The sequence below is a fragment of the Cellulophaga baltica 18 genome, assembly GCF_000468615.2.
GTDB classification, from domain to species: Bacteria; Bacteroidota; Bacteroidia; order Flavobacteriales; family Flavobacteriaceae; genus Cellulophaga; species Cellulophaga baltica.
In genome coordinates this window covers 2,206,839-2,230,198 of the sequence record NZ_CP009976.1, presented here as the reverse complement: position 1 = coordinate 2,230,198, position 23,360 = coordinate 2,206,839, and the positions used below count along the sequence as shown (strand labels likewise).

18 protein-coding genes are annotated in these 23,360 nt (G+C 34.8%); 8 read left to right on the top strand and 10 right to left on the bottom strand.

Annotated elements, in window-relative coordinates:
- Positions 1-2 precede the first annotated feature (2 nt).
- The 3 genes from M666_RS09515 to M666_RS09505 are packed head-to-tail and all read left to right on the top strand — an operon-like array spanning position 3 to position 2,759.
- On the top strand, positions 3-1,463 hold the full coding sequence (locus M666_RS09515) for a bifunctional phytoene desaturase/3,4-desaturase (RefSeq protein WP_029446915.1): 1,461 nt from the start codon (positions 3-5) through the stop codon (positions 1,461-1,463).
- Positions 1,464-1,467: 4 nt separating this feature from the next.
- On the top strand, positions 1,468-2,307 hold the full coding sequence (locus M666_RS09510) for a phytoene/squalene synthase family protein (protein ID WP_029446916.1): 840 nt from the start codon (positions 1,468-1,470) through the stop codon (positions 2,305-2,307).
- 2 nt (positions 2,308-2,309) lie between these two features.
- Positions 2,310-2,759 (top strand): sterol desaturase family protein, encoded by a 450-nt coding sequence (locus M666_RS09505; RefSeq protein ID WP_024481489.1) that lies wholly within the window; start codon positions 2,310-2,312, stop codon positions 2,757-2,759.
- A 3-nt stretch (positions 2,760-2,762) separates the two neighbouring features.
- Here M666_RS09505 and M666_RS09500 read toward each other — a convergent pair whose 3' ends face one another.
- From M666_RS09500 to M666_RS09470, 7 genes are all read right to left on the bottom strand, one after another.
- Positions 2,763-3,329 (bottom strand): TlpA family protein disulfide reductase, encoded by a 567-nt coding sequence (locus M666_RS09500; protein WP_029446917.1) that lies wholly within the window; start codon positions 3,327-3,329, stop codon positions 2,763-2,765.
- Positions 3,329-3,889, bottom strand: coding sequence for a TlpA family protein disulfide reductase (locus M666_RS09495; RefSeq protein WP_029446918.1), 561 nt, complete (start codon positions 3,887-3,889; stop codon positions 3,329-3,331). Before M666_RS09495 ends, M666_RS09500 begins: the two co-directional genes overlap by 1 nt.
- Before the next feature lie 105 nt (positions 3,890-3,994).
- Positions 3,995-6,268 carry an aconitate hydratase gene (locus tag M666_RS09490; RefSeq protein WP_025615707.1) on the bottom strand — a complete coding sequence of 758 codons (2,274 nt, stop codon included), beginning with the start codon at positions 6,266-6,268 and terminating at the stop codon, positions 3,995-3,997.
- A gap of 242 nt (positions 6,269-6,510) precedes the next feature.
- Positions 6,511-9,285: a bifunctional aconitate hydratase 2/2-methylisocitrate dehydratase gene (locus M666_RS09485; protein ID WP_029446919.1), complete on the bottom strand. Its 2,775-nt coding sequence runs from the start codon at positions 9,283-9,285 to the stop codon at positions 6,511-6,513.
- A gap of 199 nt (positions 9,286-9,484) precedes the next feature.
- A complete protein-coding gene (locus M666_RS09480) occupies positions 9,485-10,438 on the bottom strand; it encodes an AAA family ATPase (RefSeq protein WP_029446920.1) in 954 nt (317 codons plus the stop codon).
- Between the two features lie 4 nt (positions 10,439-10,442).
- Positions 10,443-11,876 carry a peptidylprolyl isomerase gene (locus tag M666_RS09475; RefSeq protein WP_025615708.1) on the bottom strand — a complete coding sequence of 478 codons (1,434 nt, stop codon included), beginning with the start codon at positions 11,874-11,876 and terminating at the stop codon, positions 10,443-10,445.
- Positions 11,863-12,753: a peptidylprolyl isomerase gene (locus tag M666_RS09470; protein ID WP_029446921.1), complete on the bottom strand. Its 891-nt coding sequence runs from the start codon at positions 12,751-12,753 to the stop codon at positions 11,863-11,865. The genes M666_RS09475 and M666_RS09470 overlap by 14 nt, the downstream gene beginning before the upstream one ends.
- Before the next feature lie 136 nt (positions 12,754-12,889).
- Between M666_RS09470 and M666_RS09465 the strand changes: the two genes are divergently transcribed.
- Genes M666_RS09465 through M666_RS09450 form a run of 4 tightly spaced genes read left to right on the top strand, consistent with a single transcriptional unit; the run spans position 12,890 to position 18,017 of the window.
- Positions 12,890-13,132, top strand: coding sequence for a hypothetical protein (locus M666_RS09465; RefSeq protein WP_029446922.1), 243 nt, complete (start codon positions 12,890-12,892; stop codon positions 13,130-13,132).
- 11 nt (positions 13,133-13,143) lie between these two features.
- Positions 13,144-14,295: a serine hydrolase gene (locus M666_RS09460; protein ID WP_029446923.1), complete on the top strand. Its 1,152-nt coding sequence runs from the start codon at positions 13,144-13,146 to the stop codon at positions 14,293-14,295.
- A gap of 55 nt (positions 14,296-14,350) precedes the next feature.
- A complete protein-coding gene (locus tag M666_RS09455) occupies positions 14,351-16,804 on the top strand; it encodes a DUF2339 domain-containing protein (protein WP_029446924.1) in 2,454 nt (817 codons plus the stop codon).
- A complete protein-coding gene (locus M666_RS09450) occupies positions 16,785-18,017 on the top strand; it encodes a DUF3999 family protein (protein WP_029446925.1) in 1,233 nt (410 codons plus the stop codon). Before M666_RS09455 ends, M666_RS09450 begins: the two co-directional genes overlap by 20 nt.
- Here M666_RS09450 and rimO read toward each other — a convergent pair.
- Positions 18,014-19,315, bottom strand: coding sequence for a 30S ribosomal protein S12 methylthiotransferase RimO (rimO, locus tag M666_RS09445; RefSeq protein ID WP_025615712.1), 1,302 nt, complete (start codon positions 19,313-19,315; stop codon positions 18,014-18,016). The two genes, M666_RS09450 and rimO, sit on opposite strands and share 4 nt — an antisense overlap.
- Positions 19,316-19,445: 130 nt before the next feature.
- On the opposite strand from rimO, the gene M666_RS09440 reads away from it, so the two are divergent.
- Positions 19,446-20,525, top strand: a complete 1,080-nt coding sequence (locus tag M666_RS09440) for a serine hydrolase domain-containing protein (protein WP_029446926.1) — start codon at positions 19,446-19,448, stop codon at positions 20,523-20,525.
- On the opposite strand, the gene M666_RS09435 is transcribed toward M666_RS09440, so the two are convergent.
- Both M666_RS09435 and ftsY read right to left on the bottom strand, forming a co-directional pair.
- Entirely contained in the window at positions 20,522-22,192 is a 1,671-nt protein-coding gene (locus tag M666_RS09435; protein WP_029446927.1) for an amidase family protein, read from the bottom strand. The genes M666_RS09440 and M666_RS09435 overlap by 4 nt on opposite strands.
- A gap of 129 nt (positions 22,193-22,321) precedes the next feature.
- Positions 22,322-23,281: a signal recognition particle-docking protein FtsY gene (ftsY, locus tag M666_RS09430; protein ID WP_024481504.1), complete on the bottom strand. Its 960-nt coding sequence runs from the start codon at positions 23,279-23,281 to the stop codon at positions 22,322-22,324.
- Between the last annotated feature and the right edge of the window lie 79 nt (positions 23,282-23,360).

Sequence of the window (23,360 nt, the reverse complement as noted above, 5' to 3'; positions counted from 1 at the left end):
GCATGAAAAAAAAGGTAATAATTATTGGCTCTGGGTTTTCTTCTTTATCTGCTGCTGCCTATTTAGCAAAAGAGGGTTTTGACGTAACTATTTATGAAAAAAATAATACCGTTGGAGGCCGCGCACGTCAATTAAAGAAGGAAGGTTTTACCTTTGATATGGGACCTAGCTGGTACTGGATGCCAGACATCTTTGATAAATTCTTTAACGATTTCGGCAAAAAAACTTCTGACTACTACCAATTAGATAAATTAAGCCCTGCCTATAAAATATTTTTCTCTGATGATGTGATTACCATTGGAGATTGCATGGATAAAATAGGTGAAGAGTTTGAGCGTATTGAGCCTGGTAGCGCTATTCACTTGAGAAAATTTATAAAGGTTGCGCAAGAAAACTATGATATCGCTATCAACAAAGTAGTTTTGCGACCAGGACTTTCGCCTTTAGAGTTGGTTACTCCTGAAACCATAACCAGAGTAGATCAATTTTTTAAAACGATTAGTTCCGAGGTCCGCAAAAGATTTAAGAACAAAAAACTTATCTCTACTTTAGAATTCCCTGTATTGTTCTTAGGAGCGAAGCCAAGCAAGACCCCTTCATTCTATAGTTTTATGAATTTTGCCGATTTTGGCTTAGGAACGTGGCATCCAAAGGGAGGCATGTATGAAATTATTTTGGCCATGGAAAGCTTGATCAAAGAATTAGGCGTCAAGATTGAAACTAATAGTCCCGCTACTAAAATCCTGGTAGAAAATAAAAAAACTACGGGTATCATTGTAAACGGAGAGACACATTTAGCAGATTTTGTTTTGAGCGGTGCAGATTATCATCATTCTGAAACTTTATTAGCGGAAGAGCACAGACAATATACAGAAGCCTACTGGAGCAAAAAAACATTTGCCCCATCATCATTATTATTTTATGTTGGCTTTGATAAACGTATTAAAAATATAGAACACCATAATTTATTTTTTGATACTGATTTTGAATTGCATGCTGAAGAAATTTATGATGAACCTAAATGGCCTAAAAACCCATTATTCTATGCAAATTTCCCTTCCGTAACAGATAAAAGCATGGCGCCAGAAGGAAATGAAACTGGTTTTTTCTTGGTCCCTATTGCACCAAATTTAAAAGATACTGAAGAAATTAGGGAAGAGTATTTTAATCTAATTCTTAACAGATTTGAGGAAAAAACAAATCAAAAGATAAAAAACAATATTATATTTAAAGAGTCCTTTTGTGTGAATGATTTTATTGAAGAATACAACTCTTACAAGGGGAATGCGTACGGTTTAGCAAATACATTAACTCAAACCGCATTTTTAAGACCCAATCTTAAAAGCAAAAAAGTGAAAAATTTATTTTTTACTGGACAGCTTACCGTTCCAGGACCAGGAGTTCCGCCAGCATTAATCTCAGGGAAATTAGTGGCTGAATTGATTACCAAATCAAAAAACTAAAACTATGAAAAGTATTTTCGACCAAGTTTCTTATAGCTGCAGCAAAACGGTTACAGAATCATACAGTACATCCTTCTCTTTAGCAACAAAAATGCTACACTCTTCTATTCGCGGAGATATCTATAACATTTATGGTTTTGTTCGTTTTGCAGATGAAATTGTAGATACGTTTCACGACTATGATAAAGAGCTGCTTTTTGATAAGTTTGAGAATGATCTAAAAGACGCCCTAGAGCACAAAATAAGCCTCAACCCCATTTTAAATTCTTTTCAGCACACCTACCATGCGTATAAAATTCCCTATCACTTGGTAGACTCTTTCATGAAAAGCATGCGTATGGATCTTTATAAAACAGTTTATAAAACAGATGCGGAATACAAGGAATATATCTATGGCTCTGCAGATGTAGTAGGTCTAATGTGTTTAAAGGTTTTTGTTCAAGGAGATCAAGAAAGTTATGATTCCTTAAAAACGTCTGCAATGGCATTGGGTTCTGCTTTTCAAAAAGTAAATTTTTTGCGTGATTTAAAGGATGACTTTGAAGATTTAAACAGAACGTATTTCCCTAATACAAATCTAAAACAACTAGATGAAGTTTCTAAAAAAAGAATTGTAGATGAAATAAAGGCCGATTTTCAATTAGGATATGAAGGAATAGAACGATTACCACATACGGCTAAATTTGGTGTGTATACTGCTTACAAATATTACTCTAGATTACTTAGTAAACTACAAAAAACGCCCCCATTAGAAATACAAAATGCAAGAATTAGGGTTCCTAATTATGAAAAATTTGGACTTCTTGCAAAATCATATGTAAATTACAAACTTAATTTAGTTTAACAATGAATACGCTTATCTGGATACTTATATTTATCAGCACATTTGCATTTATGGAATTCATGGCTTGGTTTAGCCATAAGTACATCATGCATGGTTTCTTATGGGTATTACATAGTGACCATCACCATAAAGACCATGATTCTTGGTTTGAACGCAACGATGCATTTTTCATCATTTATGCGGTCGTAAGCATGTCTTTTATTTTAGCCGGAGTAAAAACTTGGTTTTGGTATGGCCTACCTATTGGCTTTGGAATTATGGCATATGGGGCAGCATATTTCTTGGTTCACGACATCTTCATCCACCAACGTTTTAAGTTGTTTAGGAACGCTAATAATAGGTATGCAAAAGGCGTACGCAGAGCGCATAAAATGCACCATAAACATACTGGAAAAGAAGACGGGGAATGTTTCGGAATGTTATTTGTTCCGTTTAAATATTTTAAAAAGTAAGCTTTATACTTTGTTTAATAACAAACGGTCTAGTAGTGCTCTTGTGCTTTCACTATTCCAATCTGCAGCACCCGTTTTATCAATGACAATCTCTCCTGATTTACCGATTACAAATGTTGCAGGTATGGCCGAAGATTGCAATAAAGACGGAGGCGCATTTTGAGAATAATAAACAGGCAAAGTATAGCCTTTCTTATGCATAAAAGTATTTACTACAGTTGCATCTTCATTGGTAACAAAGAGAAATACTACCTCAGTTCCGTAATCATCATATAAAGCTTGAAAATCGGGCATTTCGGCAACACACGGCGGACACCAAGTAGCCCAGAAGTTCACCACCACAACTTGATTCTGAAACTCTTGGAAATTTACAGATTTATTTTCCGGAGCAATTAAGTTCCAGTGGTAATCTTTTAAGATGAACCGTTTTTCCTCAGCTACCTCAGAAGGAGCAAAAGAAATAAGTTTATTTACAAAAACTTTCACGGGGAAACCCAAAGGAGTAAACAATACAATCCCTGCTGCAATAAGCAAAACAAGGTTGACAATTTTCTCCCTATTAAATTTCATTATTTGGTTAGAAGTCGATCTATTAAATCATAAATCTTAGAATTATCCCAATCGGCAATTCCTTCTTTATGAATTACAATATTACCTTCCTTATCAATTAAATAAGATGTTGGAGCTTTAATATCTTTTAAAGGCATTTTCTCTCCTATAAATAAATAAGTCACAGGAAAAGTAAGATTATGTTCTGCCATAAAGGTTTCTACAGGTTCTCTTTCTTCATCAGAAATAATATAGAAATCTACTTTGTCCTGGTATTTATCGTATAAAGCTTGAATACTTTGTAGTTCCGCTTCACAAGGAAGCACCCATGATGCAAAGAAATTTACAAATACGACTTTACCTTTTGATCGCTTAAAATTGAAAAAATTCCAGTTTTCATCCTTAAGTCTCCAATCGTAATCTGTAATCTTATTTCTATCGGATTCCTCGGTAACAGAAGGGCTAAACGAGAAAACTTTATTTAATAATACTTTACTATAATCTCCTAGTGGAGTCACAAAAAATGAAAGAATAAAAGCAAATAATAAAATATTTAATACAGTTTTCTTAGTAATTTTCATTCGAATTTACGTTTCCTCAAAACTAAAAAACTCCTGATAAATATCAGGAGTTTTGTTCAATTAATATTAATTAATTTTTAACTTAAATTTAATAGGTTCTTTTGACTAAGCAGCGTTCTCTTTTTTGATCACATTTAAAGCAGAACCTTCTCTATACCAGTCTATTTGAGGCTGATTATAAGTATGATTAGCTTTAATTACATCCTTACTTCCATCTGCGTGAACCACTTCAATTGTTAATTGTTTGTCTGGAGCAAACTCCGCAATATCAATAAAATTGAATGTATCGTCTTCTTGTATTAAGTCATAATCACTTTCGGTTGCGAAAGTAAGACCTAACATCCCTTGCTTTTTAAGGTTTGTTTCATGAATACGCGCAAAAGATTTTACTAAGACAGCAGCTACACCTAAATGTCTAGGCTCCATGGCAGCATGCTCACGAGAAGAACCTTCTCCATAGTTATGATCACCTACCACAATACTTCTAACGCCAGCAGCTTTATAAGCACGTGCTGTATCTGGAACACCACCAAACTCACCCGTTAATTGGTTCTTAACAAAATTAGTTTTGTGACCAAACGCATTGACCGCACCTATTAAACAGTTGTTTGAAATATTATCTAAATGCCCACGAAAGCGTAACCAAGGACCAGCCATAGAAATATGATCCGTAGTACATTTACCAAAAGCTTTGATTAATAATTTAACACCCATTAAGTTTTCATCTTTGATAGGAGTAAAAGGCTCTAATAATTGTAGTCTTTCAGAATCTGTTGCTACTTTTACAACAACACCAGAACCGTCTTCATCTGGAGCTAAATACCCAGCATCTTCTACTTCAAAACCTTTAGGAGGTAATTCCCATCCTGTTGGCTCATCAAACATTACTTCTTCGCCATTCTCGTTGATTAATTTATCCGTCATTGGATTAAAATCTAATCTACCCGCAATAGCAATTGCAGCTGTTATTTCTGGAGAAGCTACAAAAGCATGTGTATTAGGGTTTCCATCTGCACGTTTTGCAAAGTTTCTATTGAAAGAGTGCACAATACTATTTTTTGGAGCGTTTTTAGGATCACTATATCTAGCCCATTGCCCTATACAAGGACCACAAGCATTGGTAAATATTTTTGCATTTAAGTTCTCAAATACTTGTAAAATGCCATCCCTTGCTGCAGTAAAACGAACTTGTTCAGAACCTGGATTAATCCCTAATTCTGATTTCATTTTTAATCCTTTATCAATGGCTTGTTGCGCAATAGAAGAAGCTCTAGATAAATCTTCATAAGAAGAGTTGGTACAAGAACCAATTAATCCCCACTCTACAGCTAAAGGCCATTCATTTTCTGTAGCTTTCTCAGTCATGTCACTACCTACTTTAGTAGATAAATCTGGCGTAAAAGGTCCGTTTAATAATGGCGTTAATTCTGTTAGGTTAATTTCTATAACCTCATCAAAGTATTGTTCTGGGTTTGCATATACCTCAGCATCTGCTGTTAAATGTTCTCTAACTTCATTTGCAGCATCTGCAATATCTGCTCTATCTGTAGCTCTTAAATAGCGCTCCATAGAATCATCATAACCAAATGTAGAGGTAGTTGCTCCTATCTCTGCACCCATGTTACAAATAGTTCCTTTACCTGTACATGATAATGAAGTGGCGCCAGAACCAAAATATTCTACAATTGCTCCTGTTCCCCCTTTTACAGTAAGAATTTCAGCAACTTTAAGGATTACATCTTTAGGTGCTGTCCATCCTGAAATTGTTCCGGTTAACTTAACTCCTATTAATTTTGGGAATTTAAGCTCCCATGCCATTCCTGCCATAACATCTACAGCATCAGCACCACCTACTCCAATAGCTACCATACCTAAGCCACCCGCATTTACGGTGTGAGAATCGGTACCAATCATCATACCTCCTGGAAAAGCATAATTTTCTAAAACTACTTGGTGAATAATACCAGCTCCTGGTTTCCAGAAACCAATACCATATTTATTAGAAACAGATTCTAAGAAATTAAAAACTTCAGCACTTGTATTATTGGCCGATTTTAAATCTGCCGCTGCTCCACTTTTTGCTTGAATTAAGTGATCACAATGTACTGTAGTGGGTACTGCAACTTTCGGCTTACCCGCTTGCATGAATTGCAATAGCGCCATTTGTGCTGTTGCATCTTGACAAGCTATACGATCAGGTGCAAAATCAACATAATCTTTTCCTCTAACAAAAGCCTTAGAAGGAGTACCATCCCAAAGGTGGGAGTATAAAATTTTCTCAGAAAGTGTCAATGGTTTTCCAACAACTTCACGTGCTTTATTCACACGATCAGACATATTAGAATACACATCTTTTATCATATCTATATCAAATGCCATAAGATTTATATATATTTTTTTAGTACTAATTTTAGTCTTACTAAGATACAAAATATAGAAAGACTACAGAAAAGTAATTTAAATATAGAATGATTATAAAAAAGGATTCACTTCCTTATAAAACAAGTCCAATACTAAAGAAACAATACTTTTTAAAAGGACTCAATAGCATAAATGAATGGCACACAAAAAAGCCTAAGTCTACGACTCAGGCTTTTCTATAATTTATAGTTATGTAACTACTATTTAACCAATTGTTTTGTTGAAGGTTTAAACTTCGTCAATACAATACCATCTACAGCTGCTTCATATTCTGCCATAGTTGGCGTTCTACCTAAAATTGTAGATAAAACAACTACTGGTGTAGAAGACAATAAAGACTCCCCTTTCTTCTCGCCAGTATCTTTTACAACTCTACCTTGGAATAAACGTGTTGATGTTGCCATAACCGTATCTCCGGGCTCTGCCTTCTCCTGATTCCCCATACATAGGTTACATCCAGGACGCTCTAAATACAACATGTTTTCATATTTAGTACGTGCCAATCCTTTTGGTGCGTTATCGTCAAACTCGAAACCTGAATATTTTACTAGAACATCCCAATCTCCTTCTGCTTTTAACTCATCAACAATATTATAAGTTGGTGGAGCTACTACTAACGGAGCTTTAAATTCAACCTTACCTTTTTGAGCTTCAACATTTTTCAACATTTGAGCTAATATTTTCATATCACCTTTGTGAACCATACAAGAACCTACGAAACCTAAATCAACTTTCTTAACACCTCCATAGTAAGATAATGGTCTAATGTTATCATGTGTATAACGTTTAGAAACATCATCGTTATTTACGTCTGGATCTGCAATCATTGGTTCTGCTATCTCATCTAAATCAATAACAACTTCTGCATGATATTTAGCATTTGCATCTGGCCTTAAAGAAGGCTTTATACCTGTTTTAAGTTCTGTAATTCTAGTTTCTGCCTTATCAACTAAACCTTTAAGTACTCCCTTAGCATTGTCCATTCCTTTATCAATCATGATTTGGATACGACCTTTTGCAATCTCTAAAGACTCAATTAATGTTTCGTCTTCTGAAATACAGATAGAAGCTTTTGCTTTCATCTCTGCTGTCCAATCTGTAAATGTAAAAGCTTCATCTGCAGTAAGTGTTCCAATGTGTACTTCGATAACACGACCTTGGAATACATTTTCACCACCAAATTGCTTTAACATTTGAGACTGTGTTGCGTGTACCACATCACGGAAATCCATATAAGATTTCATTTGCCCTTTAAAAGTTACTTTTACTGACTCAGGTATTGGCATTGAAGCCTCACCTGTAGCAAGTGCTAATGCAACAGTTCCTGAATCCGCTCCAAAAGCAACACCTTTAGACATACGAGTATGCGAATCTCCACCAATAATGATGTCCCAGTCTCCAACAGTAATATCGTTTAATACTTTATGAATAACATCCGTCATAGGAAAGTACTTTCCTTTCGGATCACGACCAGTAATTAAACCAAAGTCATTCATAAAGCTCATTAATCTTGGAATGTTAGCCTTAGACTTATCATCCCAAACCGATGCTGTATGACAGCCAGATTGATACGCTCCATCAACAATTGGAGAAATAACCGTTGCGGCCATCATCTCTAATTCTTGAGAAGTCATTAAACCTGTAGTATCTTGAGAACCTACTATATTTACTTCTGCACGTACATAAGAACCAGCGTGCAACGTTGCACCTGATGTACCTACTGCATTTCTATTAAATATTTTTTCTACTGCTGTTAAACCCTGACCTTCAATAGTGATTTCTTTTGATGGTGCATATACAGGCACAACATCTACACCGAGTACTTTAGAAGCAAAAGTTTGTAATTTTTTACCGAAAACAACTGCGTAAGATCCACCTGCCTTCATGAACTCCATTTTTTGTGGAGTAAATGCTGCTGAGATATCTTTCAATTCTACTTTATCGTGGTATAATTTTTTCTCTTTAGTATTAATCGTAAGCACCGTACCAGTTGCAACAGAATACATTTGCTTTAAAATTGGTTCACCATCTGCATCAACAATTGTATTGCCATCAGCATCTTTTTGCTTTACCCAGTTTTTAAGATCTAAACCAATACCGCCAGTTACACCAACTGTCGTCAAGAAAATTGGAGCAATACCATTAGTACCTGCAATTACTGGCGCAAAATTGATAAATGGCACATATTTACTAAAAGGGACACCTGTCCATAGCGCTACGTTATTCACACCAGACATTCTAGAAGAACCAACTCCCATTGTTCCTTTTTCTGCAATTAGCATTACACGCTTATCTGGATGTTGTTCCTTTAAAGCCAATAATTCATTTTGCATGTCTTTATTATGCTCAAACATACATTGACCATGCAACTCACGATCTGATCTTGAGTGTGCATCACCCCCTGGAGATAATAAATCTGTTGAAATATCACCAACACCAGCTATATAAGTAACTACTTGTATTTCTTCTTCAATTTCAGGAAGCTTTGTAAAAAACTCTGCTTTGGCATAGCTTTCTATAATATCTTTCGCAATTGCACTACCGTTATTTAAAGCTTCTTCTAAGCGAGCAGTATCAGCCTCATAAAGGAAAACCTGTGTTTTTAACACCTCAGCGGCTTGTTTTGCCAATACCACATCAGAACCTAAAGCTACATCTAATAACACGGCTACCGAAGGCCCACCCTTCATGTGAGATAATTGTTCAAGAGCAAAAGCAGGTGTGATTTCTTTCACTACTGATTCACCAAGAATAATTTCCTTTAAAAATTTTGCTTTAACACCAGCAGCACTTGTAGTACCAGGTAAAACGTTATAGATAAAAAAGTTAAGAGAATCTTCTCTGTACTCATTATCTAAGTCTTTAATTTGCTCAATGATTTTACTTAGCAATTCAGCACCATCAATTGGCTGCGGATGAAGTCCTTTTTCTTTTCGTTCTTCTATCTGCTTCAGGTAATCTTTATAAATGCTCATATATTTAGAAAATCTACTTTTAGGTTATTGCAATCTTGCAAAATTACTAAAATATTGAGCCTAAATAAAAGATTTACGAATTGATTGAATGTAATTTGAGAAAAAATTTAAAAAGTGTATTCAAAAAAACGAATACCACATTTAATTGTACTTTTTTATAAAATATCTCTTACGAAAACGTTTGATACAGATGATATTTCTACAATAATTGGCGAATTATATCATCCTCTGATATGCCTTCTGCTTCCGCTTTGTAGTTTTTTATTATTCGATGTCTCAAGATCCCTAAAGCAACGGCTTTAACATCTTCAATATCTGGAGAGAATTTACCTTTGATAGCTGCGTGTGCTTTTGCTCCTAAAATTAGATTTTGCGAGGCTCTAGGACCTGCACCCCAATCAATATACTGTTTTACATACTCCGAAGCTGTATCTAAATTAGCACGTGTACTATTTACCAGTCTCACCGCATAATCTACCACATTATCTGGAACTGGAATTCTTCGTACTAATTGTTGTACTGCTATAATTTCTTCTGCATTGAAAAGGGCATTTATTTGGTTTCTAAGATCTGAAGTAGTTGCCTTAACAATGGCTACTTCTTCACTAATAGAAGGGTACTTGAGTTCAATAGCAAACATAAAACGGTCTAATTGCGCTTCTGGCAAAAGGTAAGTACCTTCTTGCTCAATAGGGTTTTGAGTTGCCAGTACAAAATACGGCGCAGGTAACTTATAATTTTCACCGGCTATAGTTACAGAGCGCTCTTGCATTGCTTCTAATAAAGCTGCTTGCGTTTTAGGTGGTGTTCTATTTATCTCATCAGCCAAAATAATATTAGAAAATATTGGACCTTTGATAAATTTAAACGTTCTATTTTGATCTAGAATTTCACTCCCTAGAATATCACTAGGCATTAAATCTGGTGTAAACTGAATTCTTTTAAAATCTAAACCTAATGTTTGTGCAATCGTATTTACCATTAATGTTTTTGCCAAACCAGGTACTCCTATCAAAAGAGAGTGCCCACCAGTATATACAGATAATAAAATCTGTTCTACTACTTCTGTTTGGCCAACAATAACTTTGGCGATTTCTCCTTTTAAAGCAAGGTGTTTTTCAACAAGATTATGTATGGCAGTAACATCAGACATGAACTTATTCTTTTATCCAGTTATTTGCAAATTCACAACCTTTATTGGTTTCATTTACACTAATGTAAGTTTCTTCAATATGTTCAGCCATCCATTTTGCAATAGCATCTGCTTGCTTTTGTGTTTTTGCTAATTCCTGAATCTTAATATAATCCTTAGAAAAATCTGCTACATGCTCATCATGACGATTGGTAATCTTCATAATCTTAAAACTTGCACCTTCACGAGGATCTTCTTCTAAAATAGGCTGAGAAATCTCGTTGTCCTTTAAGTTACGAATCTGGTTGTAAAAAGTAGGATCCATATTGGTAAGCTCAAAACGCGCACTATAATCTGCAGGGTTACGCAATTGCCCTCCATCAAATTTTGTCTCTTTCTGATCTGAGAAATTTAACGCTGCCTGTGCAAACGTATATTTCCCTGATATAATCTGATTACGAATAGTATCTAATTCCTGCTTAGCTTCATCTAAAGCGCTTTGTGGCACCTTAGGAATCATAAGAATATGACGAATTTCGCGCTCTTGCCCCAAGATCTTTTCTACCGTAATAATATGATATCCGAAAGTGGTTTCAAAAGGCTCAGAAACTTCACCTACGTTTAAACTAAAGGCAACATCTTTAAATTCTTTTACAAATCCTGTTTGCTTATCTATTTTATAAAACCCACCGTTTTGCTTCGAACCAGGATCCTCACTATTTAATATCGCTTTAATAGAGAAACTAGATCCTTTTTCTAAAATATCTTCACGAATTCTGTTCAAACGATCTATTACCTTTTGCTTCTCTTCTTCTGGTGCAACAGGCTTTTTAACAATTTGAGCTATTTCTAATTCTGATCCAAAAACCGGACGTTGATCTTCTGGTATTTTATTATAGAATTGACGTACTTCTTCTGGTGTAATTTCTATCTCTTCAACAATACTACGTTGCATACGCTCCGAAAGCATACGAAGTTTATTAATCTTATATAATTCTTCTCTAAAGCTTTCCTCATCTGTTTTTTTATAAAAAGACAATACTTTTTCCATAGAACCTACTCTAGATACCAATTGCTGTATTTGAGCATCACTCGTAGCGTTCACCTCATCATCTGCCACCAAAATACTATCTTGAACTGCTTGATGCGCATACAACCGATCTTCCATTAACTTCCCTAATAATCCGCAACGAGAAACATCATCTGCCGAAACACCTTGGTTACGCAAATCAATTAATGTCTTATCAATATCCGATTCTAAAATTAAATAATCACCCACTACTGCAGCAACACCATCTAATTTTATTTTTTTGAAAGGTTTTAGAGAATCTGCAGCCACCGCTACAACAGCAACATCACTTACTTCTTCTACAGGAGTTTCAATAACTTCTTCTTGTGCATTTAGTATTCCAACAAAAAGTACTACTAAAAGGGTAATCGTGTTCTTAATCTTTAACATAAACTTCAAATTCTTTATCCTTAATTGCATCATCAATAATTTCGGTTTCCAATTTTCTAATTAATTCTAACCGTCTCCTGTTTAATAAAATTTGTTTTATTGAGGGTTTAACAAACGACAATGGAGCCGTATCGTTCGTATTCAACACATCAGTAACCTTCGCCAAATATACCCCTATTGAATCCTGTAATTCAAAAAATTGTGATTTTTTTAAGTATCTATCCTCATTTTCAAAGGTTAAGGGCGGAATTTCATTCACAATTCTAGAGGCTTTCACCCAAATAGAATCATTGAAATTTAGATTTTTAAATTGTATTCCAATAGAATCTAAGAACTTCTGATCTTTCGCATTAAAACGATCTAAACGCGACGCCACTTGATCCTTATCTAAAAACTGCGCAGAGAGCTCAATAAACCTAAGTTTCACCAACTTTTCTTTCAGCATGAAGTTTTCTTTTTCTCTCTCGTAAAAACTACTAAGCTGTGCATCAGTAACAATAGTATCCTCTGTTTGACTCACCAATGCTTCTTTATAGGCGCGGGTATACAAATCTGTCTTATAATTTTCTATAAGTTGATTGAATTCTTTTAGCTGCTCTTCGGGTAAATTGATTTTAGATTTGGAAAGTAGTAATTGTTTCGTTGCCCAATTATTGATATAATTAGTTACAAAAGAAGCACTATCTTCTTTAGACACATTATCCTTTAGCAAGGCTTCAACATCATCCTTATATAGATAAGATTTCCCGACACGTGCTAGCGGCTCTCTATCTTCTTCTTTCTTAAAAATTGAACCACATGAAATACCTGTAGCCAAAAGCACAAACACAGATACAACGCGTACCTTTTTAAATAAACTAATGTTTTGTAACTGCATCTTGCAAAAATAACAAATAACGGATGTTGTGCAAGTTCCTAATTTCTAACAAATTTCAAGTACTTTTAACTTTCCCTTTAGAATTATCCCTGTATTAAGGGATAAAAAGAATACAACACTTGATTAATTTTACACTATGAGTATTAAAAAAATTAAATTGATATGGGATTTTCGAGGTCCTGCAGCTGCTAAGACCGCAGAACACCACGTCATTCATTTAAAAGAATTTATTGCTGCAGAAAAATTACAACTAAATATTACGGATGTACAACATGTAAATGACATGTATAGCTTAGCGTTTTTGGTGGTAGAAGAATCAGAAATGCTTAAGGTTAGAGATGCTTTAAAACCGCACCGAGGAGAATTATACAACCCATAAACCCAACACCAATGCTTTCTAAACCAATTAGCATTATTTTCTTTCTACTGCTTATCACAAGTTGCAAAGAGAAATCTAAAATAGAATTCTCACACCCTATTGAATCCGCTTTAAAAGCCACATCCCCTAAAATTAAAAATGTTGTAGACAGCATCAATAAATATGAAGTACAAATAAAATTCACCCAAATACAACGAAAAAACGGGGAGGTTTCATTTACAGATCATGACTTTCAAACCGATGCCACCCATTATTTCTACCCTGCAAGCAGCGTAAAATTACCCATTGCTATTCTTGCTTTAGAAGAGATTAATAAAATTCCTGATGTAAATCTAACTACTAAATTTTATATAGAAGGCGACACTATTGAAACCACCATAGCAAAAGAAATAACTAAAATTTTTGCCGTTAGTGATAACAACGCTTATAATAGATTATTTGAGTTTTTAGGTCAAGACACCATTAACCAAACATTACGCAGTAAAGGAATAAAAAATGTTCGCATAGCACACCGCTTAGGAGTAGATAATGCAGACGATATTACCACAAAGCCAATTATCATTTACATGAATGATAGCACCACCAGAATACGAAACAAGCGTATTAATAGTGTGATTAAACCCCTCAAAATACTTAGCACTAAAAAAGGAGTAGGTTACCTTGACGAGGATGATTTACTCGTTAAAGAGCCTTTTAATTTTGAACAAAAAAACTATTATCCCATTGAAGCACAGCACCAAGTATTAAAGCGAATAATTTTTCCTGAAAAATTTAAACAGGAAGAGCAATTTAAGATCAGTGCAGCACAAAGAGATTTTCTACTTCGAACAATGCGTTCCCTACCACGAGAAAATGGATACGACGCTACAATGTATTATGATAGTTATGTAAAGTTCTTTATGTTTGGCGACAACCCAGACCCAATACCCAATACTATTGAGATTTACAATAAGGTAGGCTATGCGTATGGCACACTTACAGACTGCGCTTATGTCAAAGACAGCATCAATAAAATAGAATTTTTATTAACTGCTACTATTTTAGTAAACGGTAATAAGATATATAATGATGATACTTATGAGTATGACACCATTGGTATTCCTTTTTTAGCAGAACTAGGCAGACAACTCTATCAGCAAGAACTACAACTAAAAAAGCAATAATTACTAGCAAAGGTGAGTTATCCTAAAGATATACTCTCGCTTTACATACAACCATATGAACAACCAACAAGACCAAATAAAGTTACTTGAACAAAAGCTTGAAGAACTTTTAAGTAAACAAGAGAGTTTTGCTAAAAACTTAATGGCTGCTTATAAGGAGATTGAAGACCTTAAAAAAGGGCAATTTATAAAAGTTACCCCTTTAGAAACTTCCGAAACTCCTGTGGTTGACAAAGTAATTGACGCTCCAAAAATTGACGAAAAGGAATTTACAGTAGAAAAAGTAACGCCAGAAATAAAAACAGGAGCCAACGAAAAAGAAAAAAGTCTAGAACCTATTTTAGAAGCAAGTGCTCCAGTAGCTACAGAGTCTTATGTAAAAACAGAAGCACCATTACAGACTTCAAACAACAAAAACACCAACCAACTCCCTCCAAAAAAATCGAGCTTAGAAAAATTCATCGGAGAGAACTTAATAAACAAAGTTGGTATTCTAATCACTATCATTGGCGTTATCATTGGCGTAAAATATAGTATTGAAAATAATCTTATCAGCCCATTAACTCGTATTATTCTAGGCTATTTATTTTCATTTGGATTACTGGCCGCTGGACTAAAACTAAAAGTCAAATACTTAAATTTTAGTGCTGTGTTGGTTAGTGGAGCGATCACCATGATGTATTTCATCACGTTCATGGGGTATGATTTTTACGGACTATTCCCGCAGCTGGTTGCTTTTGGAGTAATGACACTCCTCACTGTTTTTACAGTCGTCGCTGCCATAAATTACGACAAGCAAATCATTGCCCATTTAGGATTAGTAGGCGCCTATTCTATCCCTTTTTTACTAAGTAATAATTCTGGTAATGTAACTGCACTTTTTAGCTACATGACTATTATCAATATTGGCATTCTAATCATTTCATTTAAGAAATACTGGAAATCACTGTATTATGTTTCGTTTGGGTTTACCTGGTTAATTTACTTAGGATGGATTGTAAAAGACTATTATTACGTTGAAGATTTCAGATTTGCATTTACATTCTTGAGCATCTTTTTCATCCTTTTCTATTGCATGTTTTTAGCCTATAAGACCTTGAAAAATGAAAAATTCCAAGCTACAGATGTCATTTTACTTTTCCTTAATTCATTTTTCTTCTACGGTATTGGCTACTACCTACTAGACTCGCATGCAACGTTTGGAAAAGAATTATTAGGACTATTTACCCTAGGCAATGCCATGATACATTTTATACCAACGGTGATTGTTTACAAAAAGAAATTGGTAGACAAAAAACTATTCTATTTAATAGCAGCCTTAGTGTTAACTTTTATTACTATAACCATTCCAGTACAACTAGACGGAAGCTGGGTTACCATTCTATGGGCTATTGAAGCTGCCACCCTGTACTGGTTTGCTACCACCAAAAAAATCACCATATATAAAAATCTCTCCTACATCTTAATAGTCATAGCATTTATAAGCCTTCTAGAAGATTGGTCTCACCTGTATGATTTAAACCCTTCTAAGGAAAGAATAAGCCCTATTTTCAATAGCAATTTCTTAAGCTCCCTACTGGTTATTATTGCGTTTGGCTTTATTACTTGGCTGAATAAAGCTGAGAAATTCCAAGATTTAGAAGCACCAAAAAAAGCAATGGATAAAATCATGGGATTCTTAATTCCAATAGGATTGCTTATTATTTGCTATTTAGCCTTCTCCCTTGAAATAGATAATTACTGGGAGCAACAATTCCTAGATTCATTTATAAACTACACCAATGAAGATGGTAATTTAGGCAGCACACGCAATTACAATTTAATAGATTTTAAAAGTATTTGGCTTATAAATTACTCCTTGCTGTTCTTTTCTATTTTGGCCGTAGCCAACATCAAGCTTATAAAAAATAGCACATTAGCCATCGTAAACTTTGTCATCAATAACATCCTTACATTTACATTCCTAATTGGAGGATTATTAATTATTAGCACGCTCAGAGAAAATTATATTGCGCAATATCTGGGCGAGCATTACAGCATAGGTAGTTACTACCTCTATATAAGATATATTTCATTAGCCGTTTTGGCATTTCTAGTATACACGATATACTGGTACACCAAGCAAGACTATTTGAATTTAAAAATTAAGAATGTATTTCAAATATTCTTACACCTTATTATCCTATGGATCCTAAGTAGTGAACTATTGCATTGGATGGATCTTGCTGGTTCTTCTGGATCATACAAAATGAATTTAAGTATCCTCTGGGGTGCCTATTCCTTATTCATGGTCGTGATTGGTATTTGGAAAAGAAAAAAACATATCCGTGTGAGCGGAATTGCACTTTTTGGTGCTACACTGGTAAAACTATTCTTTTATGATATTGCCGATTTAGATACCATCTCTAAAACTATTGTATTTGTATCCTTAGGATTACTTTTACTCCTTATTTCATTTTTATATAACAAGTACACCAAACAAATTGAGAATGATCCAAAAGACCTTTAAACTTTTAATTCTTTTGTTTTTAGTGAGCACAGGTATGTTTGCTCAAATGAAAACCTATCAATACAAACGAGAAATAAAAGATATCTCTGAGCAATGGCACAGCATTGAATTACCTGAATCGCTTTACGAAAAAACTAAGATAAACCTAGCTGATATTCGCATATATGGTATTTTAAAAAACGATACTATAGAAGCACCGTATGCCTTAAAAGCAAAAAGGAGTATTGAAAAAATTAACGACGTTACTTTTGAAGTTTTAAATGAAAGCTTTACGAACGACAGTTATTTTTATACGTTTAAAGTCGAGAATGCTTCGAAGATTAACGAAATCTATTTAAATTTTGACAAACTAAATTTTGATTTCAATATAAAAATTGAAGGAGGACATAATGAGAAGGAATGGTTTACCATTGCCGATGACTACCGAATACTGTCTATTGAAAATAAAGCTACTAGTTTTAAATTCACTACCGCTAAAATCCCCACTTCTACCTACAGCTATTATAGAATTACCGCTAAGACTTCGGAAGATCCCGTGTTTAAAAGCGCTATGATTTTTGAAAATAATACGATCCCAGCAACTTACAACACCTATTCCCCAATTAAAGAGGAAGTAACAAACAATCAAAAAACAAAAGAAACTATAATTGCCCTAGAACTAAACCACGCAGTGCCTTTAAGCCATATTAAAGTCGCTGTTCTAGACGGCCTTAATTATTTAAGACCTATTCAAATAAGCTACCTTACAGATAGTACTAAAACAACCACTGGATGGCATTATCAATACAGAAATTTATCTTCAAGTATTCTGAGCTCTATTAATAAAAACGAATTTGATTTTATAAGCACTAGGGTTAAAAAATTAAAAATCACTATTAGTAATCAAGACAACCAACCTTTAAAAATTGGCGCTATCGAATTACAGGGATACCAACATGAGTTGATTGGACGCTTTACAGAACCCGGGCAATACTTTCTAAGTTACGGAAACCCAGAAGTATCAGAACCTATCTATGACATTAACCTAATGGATAATGTAGTTCCTGCTACCGCAAAAGCAGTAGTACTAGGAAAAGAATTAGGTAGCGAAATAATTATAGCAGCACCAGAAGTTCAAGCTTTATTCGAAAATAAAAAATGGCTTTGGGCAATTATGCTTTTAATAATTGCACTTCTAGGATACTACACCATTAAAATGATAAAAAAGTCTTAAACTGGCTCTCCGTACAAATCAAAATCGGCCGCTTCTGTTATTTTTAAAGTAACAAAATCACCTACTTTCAAATAGTATTTTGAAGCGTCAATAAGCACTTCATTGTCTACATCTGGAGAATCAAACTCTGTTCTACCAATAAAATGAGGGCCTTCTTTTCTATCAATGATACAACGAAGAGATTGTCCTATTTTTTCTTGGTTTAACTCCCATGAAATTTGAGATTGTATTTCCATTATTTGAGATGCACGCTCTTGTTTTACTTCTTCCGGAACATTATCTTCCAAAGTATACGCATGCGTATTTTCCTCATGACTATACGTAAAACAACCTAAACGTTCAAAACGCATTTCTTCAACCCAACTTTTTAAGGTTTGGAAATCCTCCTCAGTTTCTCCAGGATATCCAACAATTAAAGTAGTTCTAATCGTCATTTCTGGCACCAAGGCTCTAAAGTCTTGTAATAACTTGGTTGTTTTTTCTTTTGTAGTACCTCTACGCATACTTTTCAGTATGTTATCTGAAATATGCTGTAAAGGGATATCTAAATAATTACAAATTTTTGGTTCCTTCTTCATTAATTCCAATACATCCATTGGAAAACCTGTAGGGAATGCATAATGTAAACGAATCCACTCAATACCATCAACCTTTACCAAAGCTTCAAGAAGCTCTGCAAGGTTTCGTTTTTTATAAATATCTAAGCCGTAGTACGTTAAATCTTGGGCTATTAAAATTAATTCCTTTACTCCTTTTGCCGCTAATTTCTCTGCTTCAACTACCAAATTTTCTATAGGCGTGCTTTTATGCTTACCACGCATAATAGGAATAGCACAGAAAGAACAAGGTCTATCACAACCTTCTGCAATTTTTAAGTAGGCATAATTTTTAGGAGTAGTCGTTAAACGCTCTCCTATTAACTCATGCTTATAATCTGCTCCTAATGCTTTTAATAAGCCTGGCAATTCTGTAGTACCAAAATACTCGTCAACATTTGGAATTTCCTTCTGTAAATCTGGCTTATAACGCTCACTTAAACACCCCGTAACAAATACCTTATCTACAACACCCGCTTCTTTCTTTTGCACAAATTCCAAGATAGTGTTTACACTTTCTTCCTTGGCATTATTTATAAATCCACAAGTATTAATAACTACAATATTCCCTTCTCCCTCATGTACAACTTCCTTTTTATTGGCTTTAAGTTGTCCCATTAAAATTTCAGAATCGTAAACATTTTTAGAGCAACCTAATGTTACGACATTAATTTTATTCTTCTTAAGTGTCTTTGTGCGCATAGCTTTAAATAAAGTGCAAAAATACAACAAGCAAAAAGATCAGACTTATTTATATTGATTTTTATTAATACTCCGTTATACTAAAGTTAAACCCTTTAGCCTTTAAAGCGTCTTACTTAAAAATAACATCATGAAACAGCTATCGCTTTTTGTTTTTACACTTCTAATTCTAGGTAATTTTTCCTGCTCTACAGATTCAATTTCTAAAGAAGAAGAACAAATAACAGATGAAGATGTATACTTTCCTCCTCTCCAATCTACGATTTGGGAAACAAAAAGTCCCGAAGAATTACATTGGAACACGGATAAATTACCCCAATTATTATCCTATCTTGAGGAAACAAACACCAAAGGATTTATCATTTTACATCAAGGAAAGATAGTTGTTGAGCAGTATATGAATGCACATGATTCATCAAAAGTATGGTATTGGGCAAGCGCCGGTAAAACACTGACCACCGCAACTACAGGAATTGCTCAAAAGGAAGGATTACTAGCTATAAGCGATAAAGTTTCCGACTATTTAGGCACAGGCTGGACCAGCAGCCCCTTAGCGAAAGAAAACCTTATTACTATTGAAAATTTATTACAAATGGATTCTGGCTTAAGCGACACGAATGGCGATAACGTTAGTCCCGATAATTTAGAATATATGGCAGATGCAGGTACCAGATGGGCCTATCACAATGTATACGTAAAATTGCAAGATGTCATTGCCACAACAAGCAACACGACCTATAAAGAATATTTCAATACGAAATTGAGAGACAAAATTGGAATGAGCGGCACTTGGATAGATGTAAGCGACCTTAACGTATATTGGAGTGACACCCGAAGCATGGCACGCTTTGGTTTACTTATCTCTGAAAATGGGAGATGGGAAAACACACAAATTATTCCAAGTACCTTTTTAAATGCCGCTACAAATACTTCACAAAATATTAATGAAGCTTATGGATACTTATGGTGGCTAAATGGTAAATCTAGCTATCATTTACCGCAATCTCAAGGTACCTTTGACGGTTCACTTATACCTAATGCACCAACAGACATGTATGCTGCCTTAGGCAAAAACGATCAAAAATTATATATCATTCCAAGCAAAGATCTCGTAATTATCAGAATGGGTGATTCTGCTGAAGAGGAAAACTTTGCGTTATCTTCTTATGACACCAACCTTTGGGCTAAAATTAATGACTTACTGCCTTAATTATAGCCCTTAGGCATCTTTCTAATATTTGTTACTTTCTCAAACGCAGCCCCAAGTTCTAATAACTTATCTTCCTCAAACTGTTTTGCGATAAAGGTTAAACTAATAGGCTCTCCCGTGGATTTATACCCCATAGGAACCGTTAATGCAGGATATTTTGCAGCCGCAGCATAACCGGCATGGTAATTATTAATACTCAAAACAGCATCCAAATGATCTTGCTCCAAAATTTCATCAAAATAAGCCCTACTTTTTTGCTCCAAATCTGCGATAATTAATGTCAGTTCTGCCGATGAAGTTGTATCCGCCACAATACCCTCAAACAAAGCTTGCCCATAAGGAATTCTTACTAAGGAATCTTGCTGATTAAAACGAATAACATCTTCAATAGAAGTTACATTTACCTCATTTTTATTTTTGACATTCTGCTGAATGTAGCTCGGCAAATCGTTCTTCATATCAATATTCAAAATACTTAAAAAACCAGGCAACCCAAGTTCTTTAGGTGTAAAAACAACCACCATAGCACCAGAAGCTTTCAACTGCTCAACGGTAGCCGCATAAATTGTGTCTGTAGCAATTAAATCTGAAAAGGCACCAAAGCGCTTGCCTTCCAATGAACTAGCGGAAGTCACTGCTTCTGTATAATTTTTAAAGGTATCAACAGATTTTATATCCGATAGGTCTTTGCCTGTCATCGCTGATAGCAAAATAGCATTATCCACCACATTTCTAGTCATAGGACCAGGTGTATCTAAGGTACTTGAAATTGGAACAATACCAGTTCTACTTAGCAAACCTACCGTAGGTTTTAGCCCCACAATAGAGTTCTGACTAGAAGGTGATAATATAGATCCAGAAGTTTCTGTACCTACAGCAGCTACCGCATAATTAGCGGCAACAGAAGTACCACTACCTGCGCTAGAACCCCCGGTTTCAAAAATCTTCCGACCATAAGGATTTAAGGTTTGCCCACCGACAGCACTATACCCAACTGGACATCCAGAACACAGAAAATAAGCCCATTCGCTTAAATTCACTTTCCCCAGGATTAAAGCACCACGTTCCTGCAGGCGCCCTACGATAAAGGCATCATCGGTTTCATTTTCCATCAAAGCAATAGCCCCCGCAGTGGTATTCATCCCACGGGTGTCTATATTATCTTTTAACAAAATAGGCATTCCAAAAATAGGGTGTCTAGCTTTATCCGGGCTACTAACCAATTCCTTATCACATGCCCTAGCTTGACGTAGCACCTCTTTATTTAGAGCTAAAATTGTATTCAACGTCGTCTCATTATTCAATTCATACTTATAAATACGATATAAATAAAACAACACTAGTGCTTCATAACTTATCTTTCCTGCTTTTATATTAGCTTGTATTGTAGGGATATTTTGTTCCAAGATATAAGGCTTCCATTTCTCATAATCTGAAACGGAAATTTCAGCAACCACATCCTGAAAGGGAAGAAATACATCATTCTTATCCAACACCTTAGACTGAACTAATTTGTATTGCATTCTGGGATTTTCATGCGTCTTATTAGCGGCAACTTCTAATGAATCATTATAGCCCACCCATAATGGTTTAGTGTTCTTACTGATGTTCATATCCTTGCAAGAAAACACCAACAATAAGACGACTAATGGTAATATATATTTCATAATTTTCTGATTACAGTCTCAAAAATAAGAATAAACTATTACAAAATTATCACAACCTGCCTAAACAAAAAAAGTCTCTAAACATCAAAGAAATTGATTATTTAGAGACTTTTTAAAAGGTACTTTTATTTACTTATTACTGAAGAATGAATCTACAAACTCATATTTATTAAAAACTTGAAGATCTTCTATCCCTTCTCCTACTCCGATATATTTAACTGGAATTTTAAATTGATCTGAAATTCCTATCACAACACCACCTTTAGCTGTACCATCTAATTTAGTAACTGCCAATGAAGTTACATTCGTTGCTTTCGTAAATTGCTTTGCCTGTTCAAAGGCATTCTGCCCTGTAGAACCATCTAAAACCAAAAGTACATCATTAGGTGTATCTGGAACTACTTTCTGCATCACTCTACTTACTTTAGAAAGCTCGTTCATTAAATTTATCTTATTATGAAGTCTTCCTGCCGTATCAATAATCACGACATCAGCATCACTTTTCACTGCAGAACTCAAAGTATCAAAAGCTACGGATGCAGGATCACTACCCATTTGCTGCTTAATAATAGGAATACCTACTCTATCTGCCCAAATTTGTAATTGATCTATTGCTGCCGCTCTAAACGTATCTCCAGCACCTAAAACCACCTTATACCCTTGCTTCTTAAATTGATATGCTAATTTTCCTATGGTGGTTGTTTTACCTACCCCATTGACACCTACCACCATAATCACATAAGGCTTTTTGTCTTTAGGAATCGTAAACTCTACATCTTCTCCAGAATTTGTTTCTGAAAGTAAACGCGCTATCTCTTCGCGAAGGATTTCATTTAACTCTTCTGTTCCAACATATTTATCTTTTGCTACGCGCGCTTCAATGCCCTTAATGATTTTCAAGGTGGTATCTACTCCAACATCAGAAGCTACTAAAACCTCCTCTAAATTATCAAGAACGTCATCATCTACTTTAGACTTACCGGCTACAGCTTTGTTTAATTTTCCAAAAAATGAAGTTTTGGTTTTCTCCAGACCCTTATCAAGTGTTTCTTTCTTTTTAGAAGAAAACAGCTTTTTGAATAAACTCATAGTGTTAAAAAAATTCGTTGTATCAAATATATGAAACATACTTGATTAATACTTAAACAATATAACTGAATGATTGTTA

Excerpts from the sequence above, each read along its gene's own strand:
- M666_RS09515 (WP_029446915.1), top strand. The coding sequence starts at position 3 with ATGAAAAAAAAGGTAATAATTATTGGCTCTGGGTTTTCTTCTTTATCT.
- M666_RS09510 (WP_029446916.1), top strand. The coding sequence starts at position 1,468 with ATGAAAAGTATTTTCGACCAAGTTTCTTATAGCTGCAGCAAAACGGTT.
- M666_RS09505 (WP_024481489.1), top strand. The coding sequence starts at position 2,310 with ATGAATACGCTTATCTGGATACTTATATTTATCAGCACATTTGCATTT.
- M666_RS09500 (WP_029446917.1), bottom strand. The coding sequence starts at position 3,329 with ATGAAATTTAATAGGGAGAAAATTGTCAACCTTGTTTTGCTTATTGCA.
- M666_RS09495 (WP_029446918.1), bottom strand. The coding sequence starts at position 3,889 with ATGAAAATTACTAAGAAAACTGTATTAAATATTTTATTATTTGCTTTT.
- M666_RS09490 (WP_025615707.1), bottom strand. The coding sequence starts at position 6,268 with ATGGCATTTGATATAGATATGATAAAAGATGTGTATTCTAATATGTCT.
- M666_RS09485 (WP_029446919.1), bottom strand. The coding sequence starts at position 9,285 with ATGAGCATTTATAAAGATTACCTGAAGCAGATAGAAGAACGAAAAGAA.
- M666_RS09480 (WP_029446920.1), bottom strand. The coding sequence starts at position 10,438 with ATGTCTGATGTTACTGCCATACATAATCTTGTTGAAAAACACCTTGCT.
- M666_RS09475 (WP_025615708.1), bottom strand. The coding sequence starts at position 11,876 with ATGTTAAAGATTAAGAACACGATTACCCTTTTAGTAGTACTTTTTGTT.
- M666_RS09470 (WP_029446921.1), bottom strand. The coding sequence starts at position 12,753 with ATGCAGTTACAAAACATTAGTTTATTTAAAAAGGTACGCGTTGTATCT.
- M666_RS09465 (WP_029446922.1), top strand. The coding sequence starts at position 12,890 with ATGAGTATTAAAAAAATTAAATTGATATGGGATTTTCGAGGTCCTGCA.
- M666_RS09460 (WP_029446923.1), top strand. The coding sequence starts at position 13,144 with ATGCTTTCTAAACCAATTAGCATTATTTTCTTTCTACTGCTTATCACA.
- M666_RS09455 (WP_029446924.1), top strand. The coding sequence starts at position 14,351 with ATGAACAACCAACAAGACCAAATAAAGTTACTTGAACAAAAGCTTGAA.
- M666_RS09450 (WP_029446925.1), top strand. The coding sequence starts at position 16,785 with ATGATCCAAAAGACCTTTAAACTTTTAATTCTTTTGTTTTTAGTGAGC.
- rimO (WP_025615712.1), bottom strand. The coding sequence starts at position 19,315 with ATGCGCACAAAGACACTTAAGAAGAATAAAATTAATGTCGTAACATTA.
- M666_RS09440 (WP_029446926.1), top strand. The coding sequence starts at position 19,446 with ATGAAACAGCTATCGCTTTTTGTTTTTACACTTCTAATTCTAGGTAAT.
- M666_RS09435 (WP_029446927.1), bottom strand. The coding sequence starts at position 22,192 with ATGAAATATATATTACCATTAGTCGTCTTATTGTTGGTGTTTTCTTGC.
- ftsY (WP_024481504.1), bottom strand. The coding sequence starts at position 23,281 with ATGAGTTTATTCAAAAAGCTGTTTTCTTCTAAAAAGAAAGAAACACTT.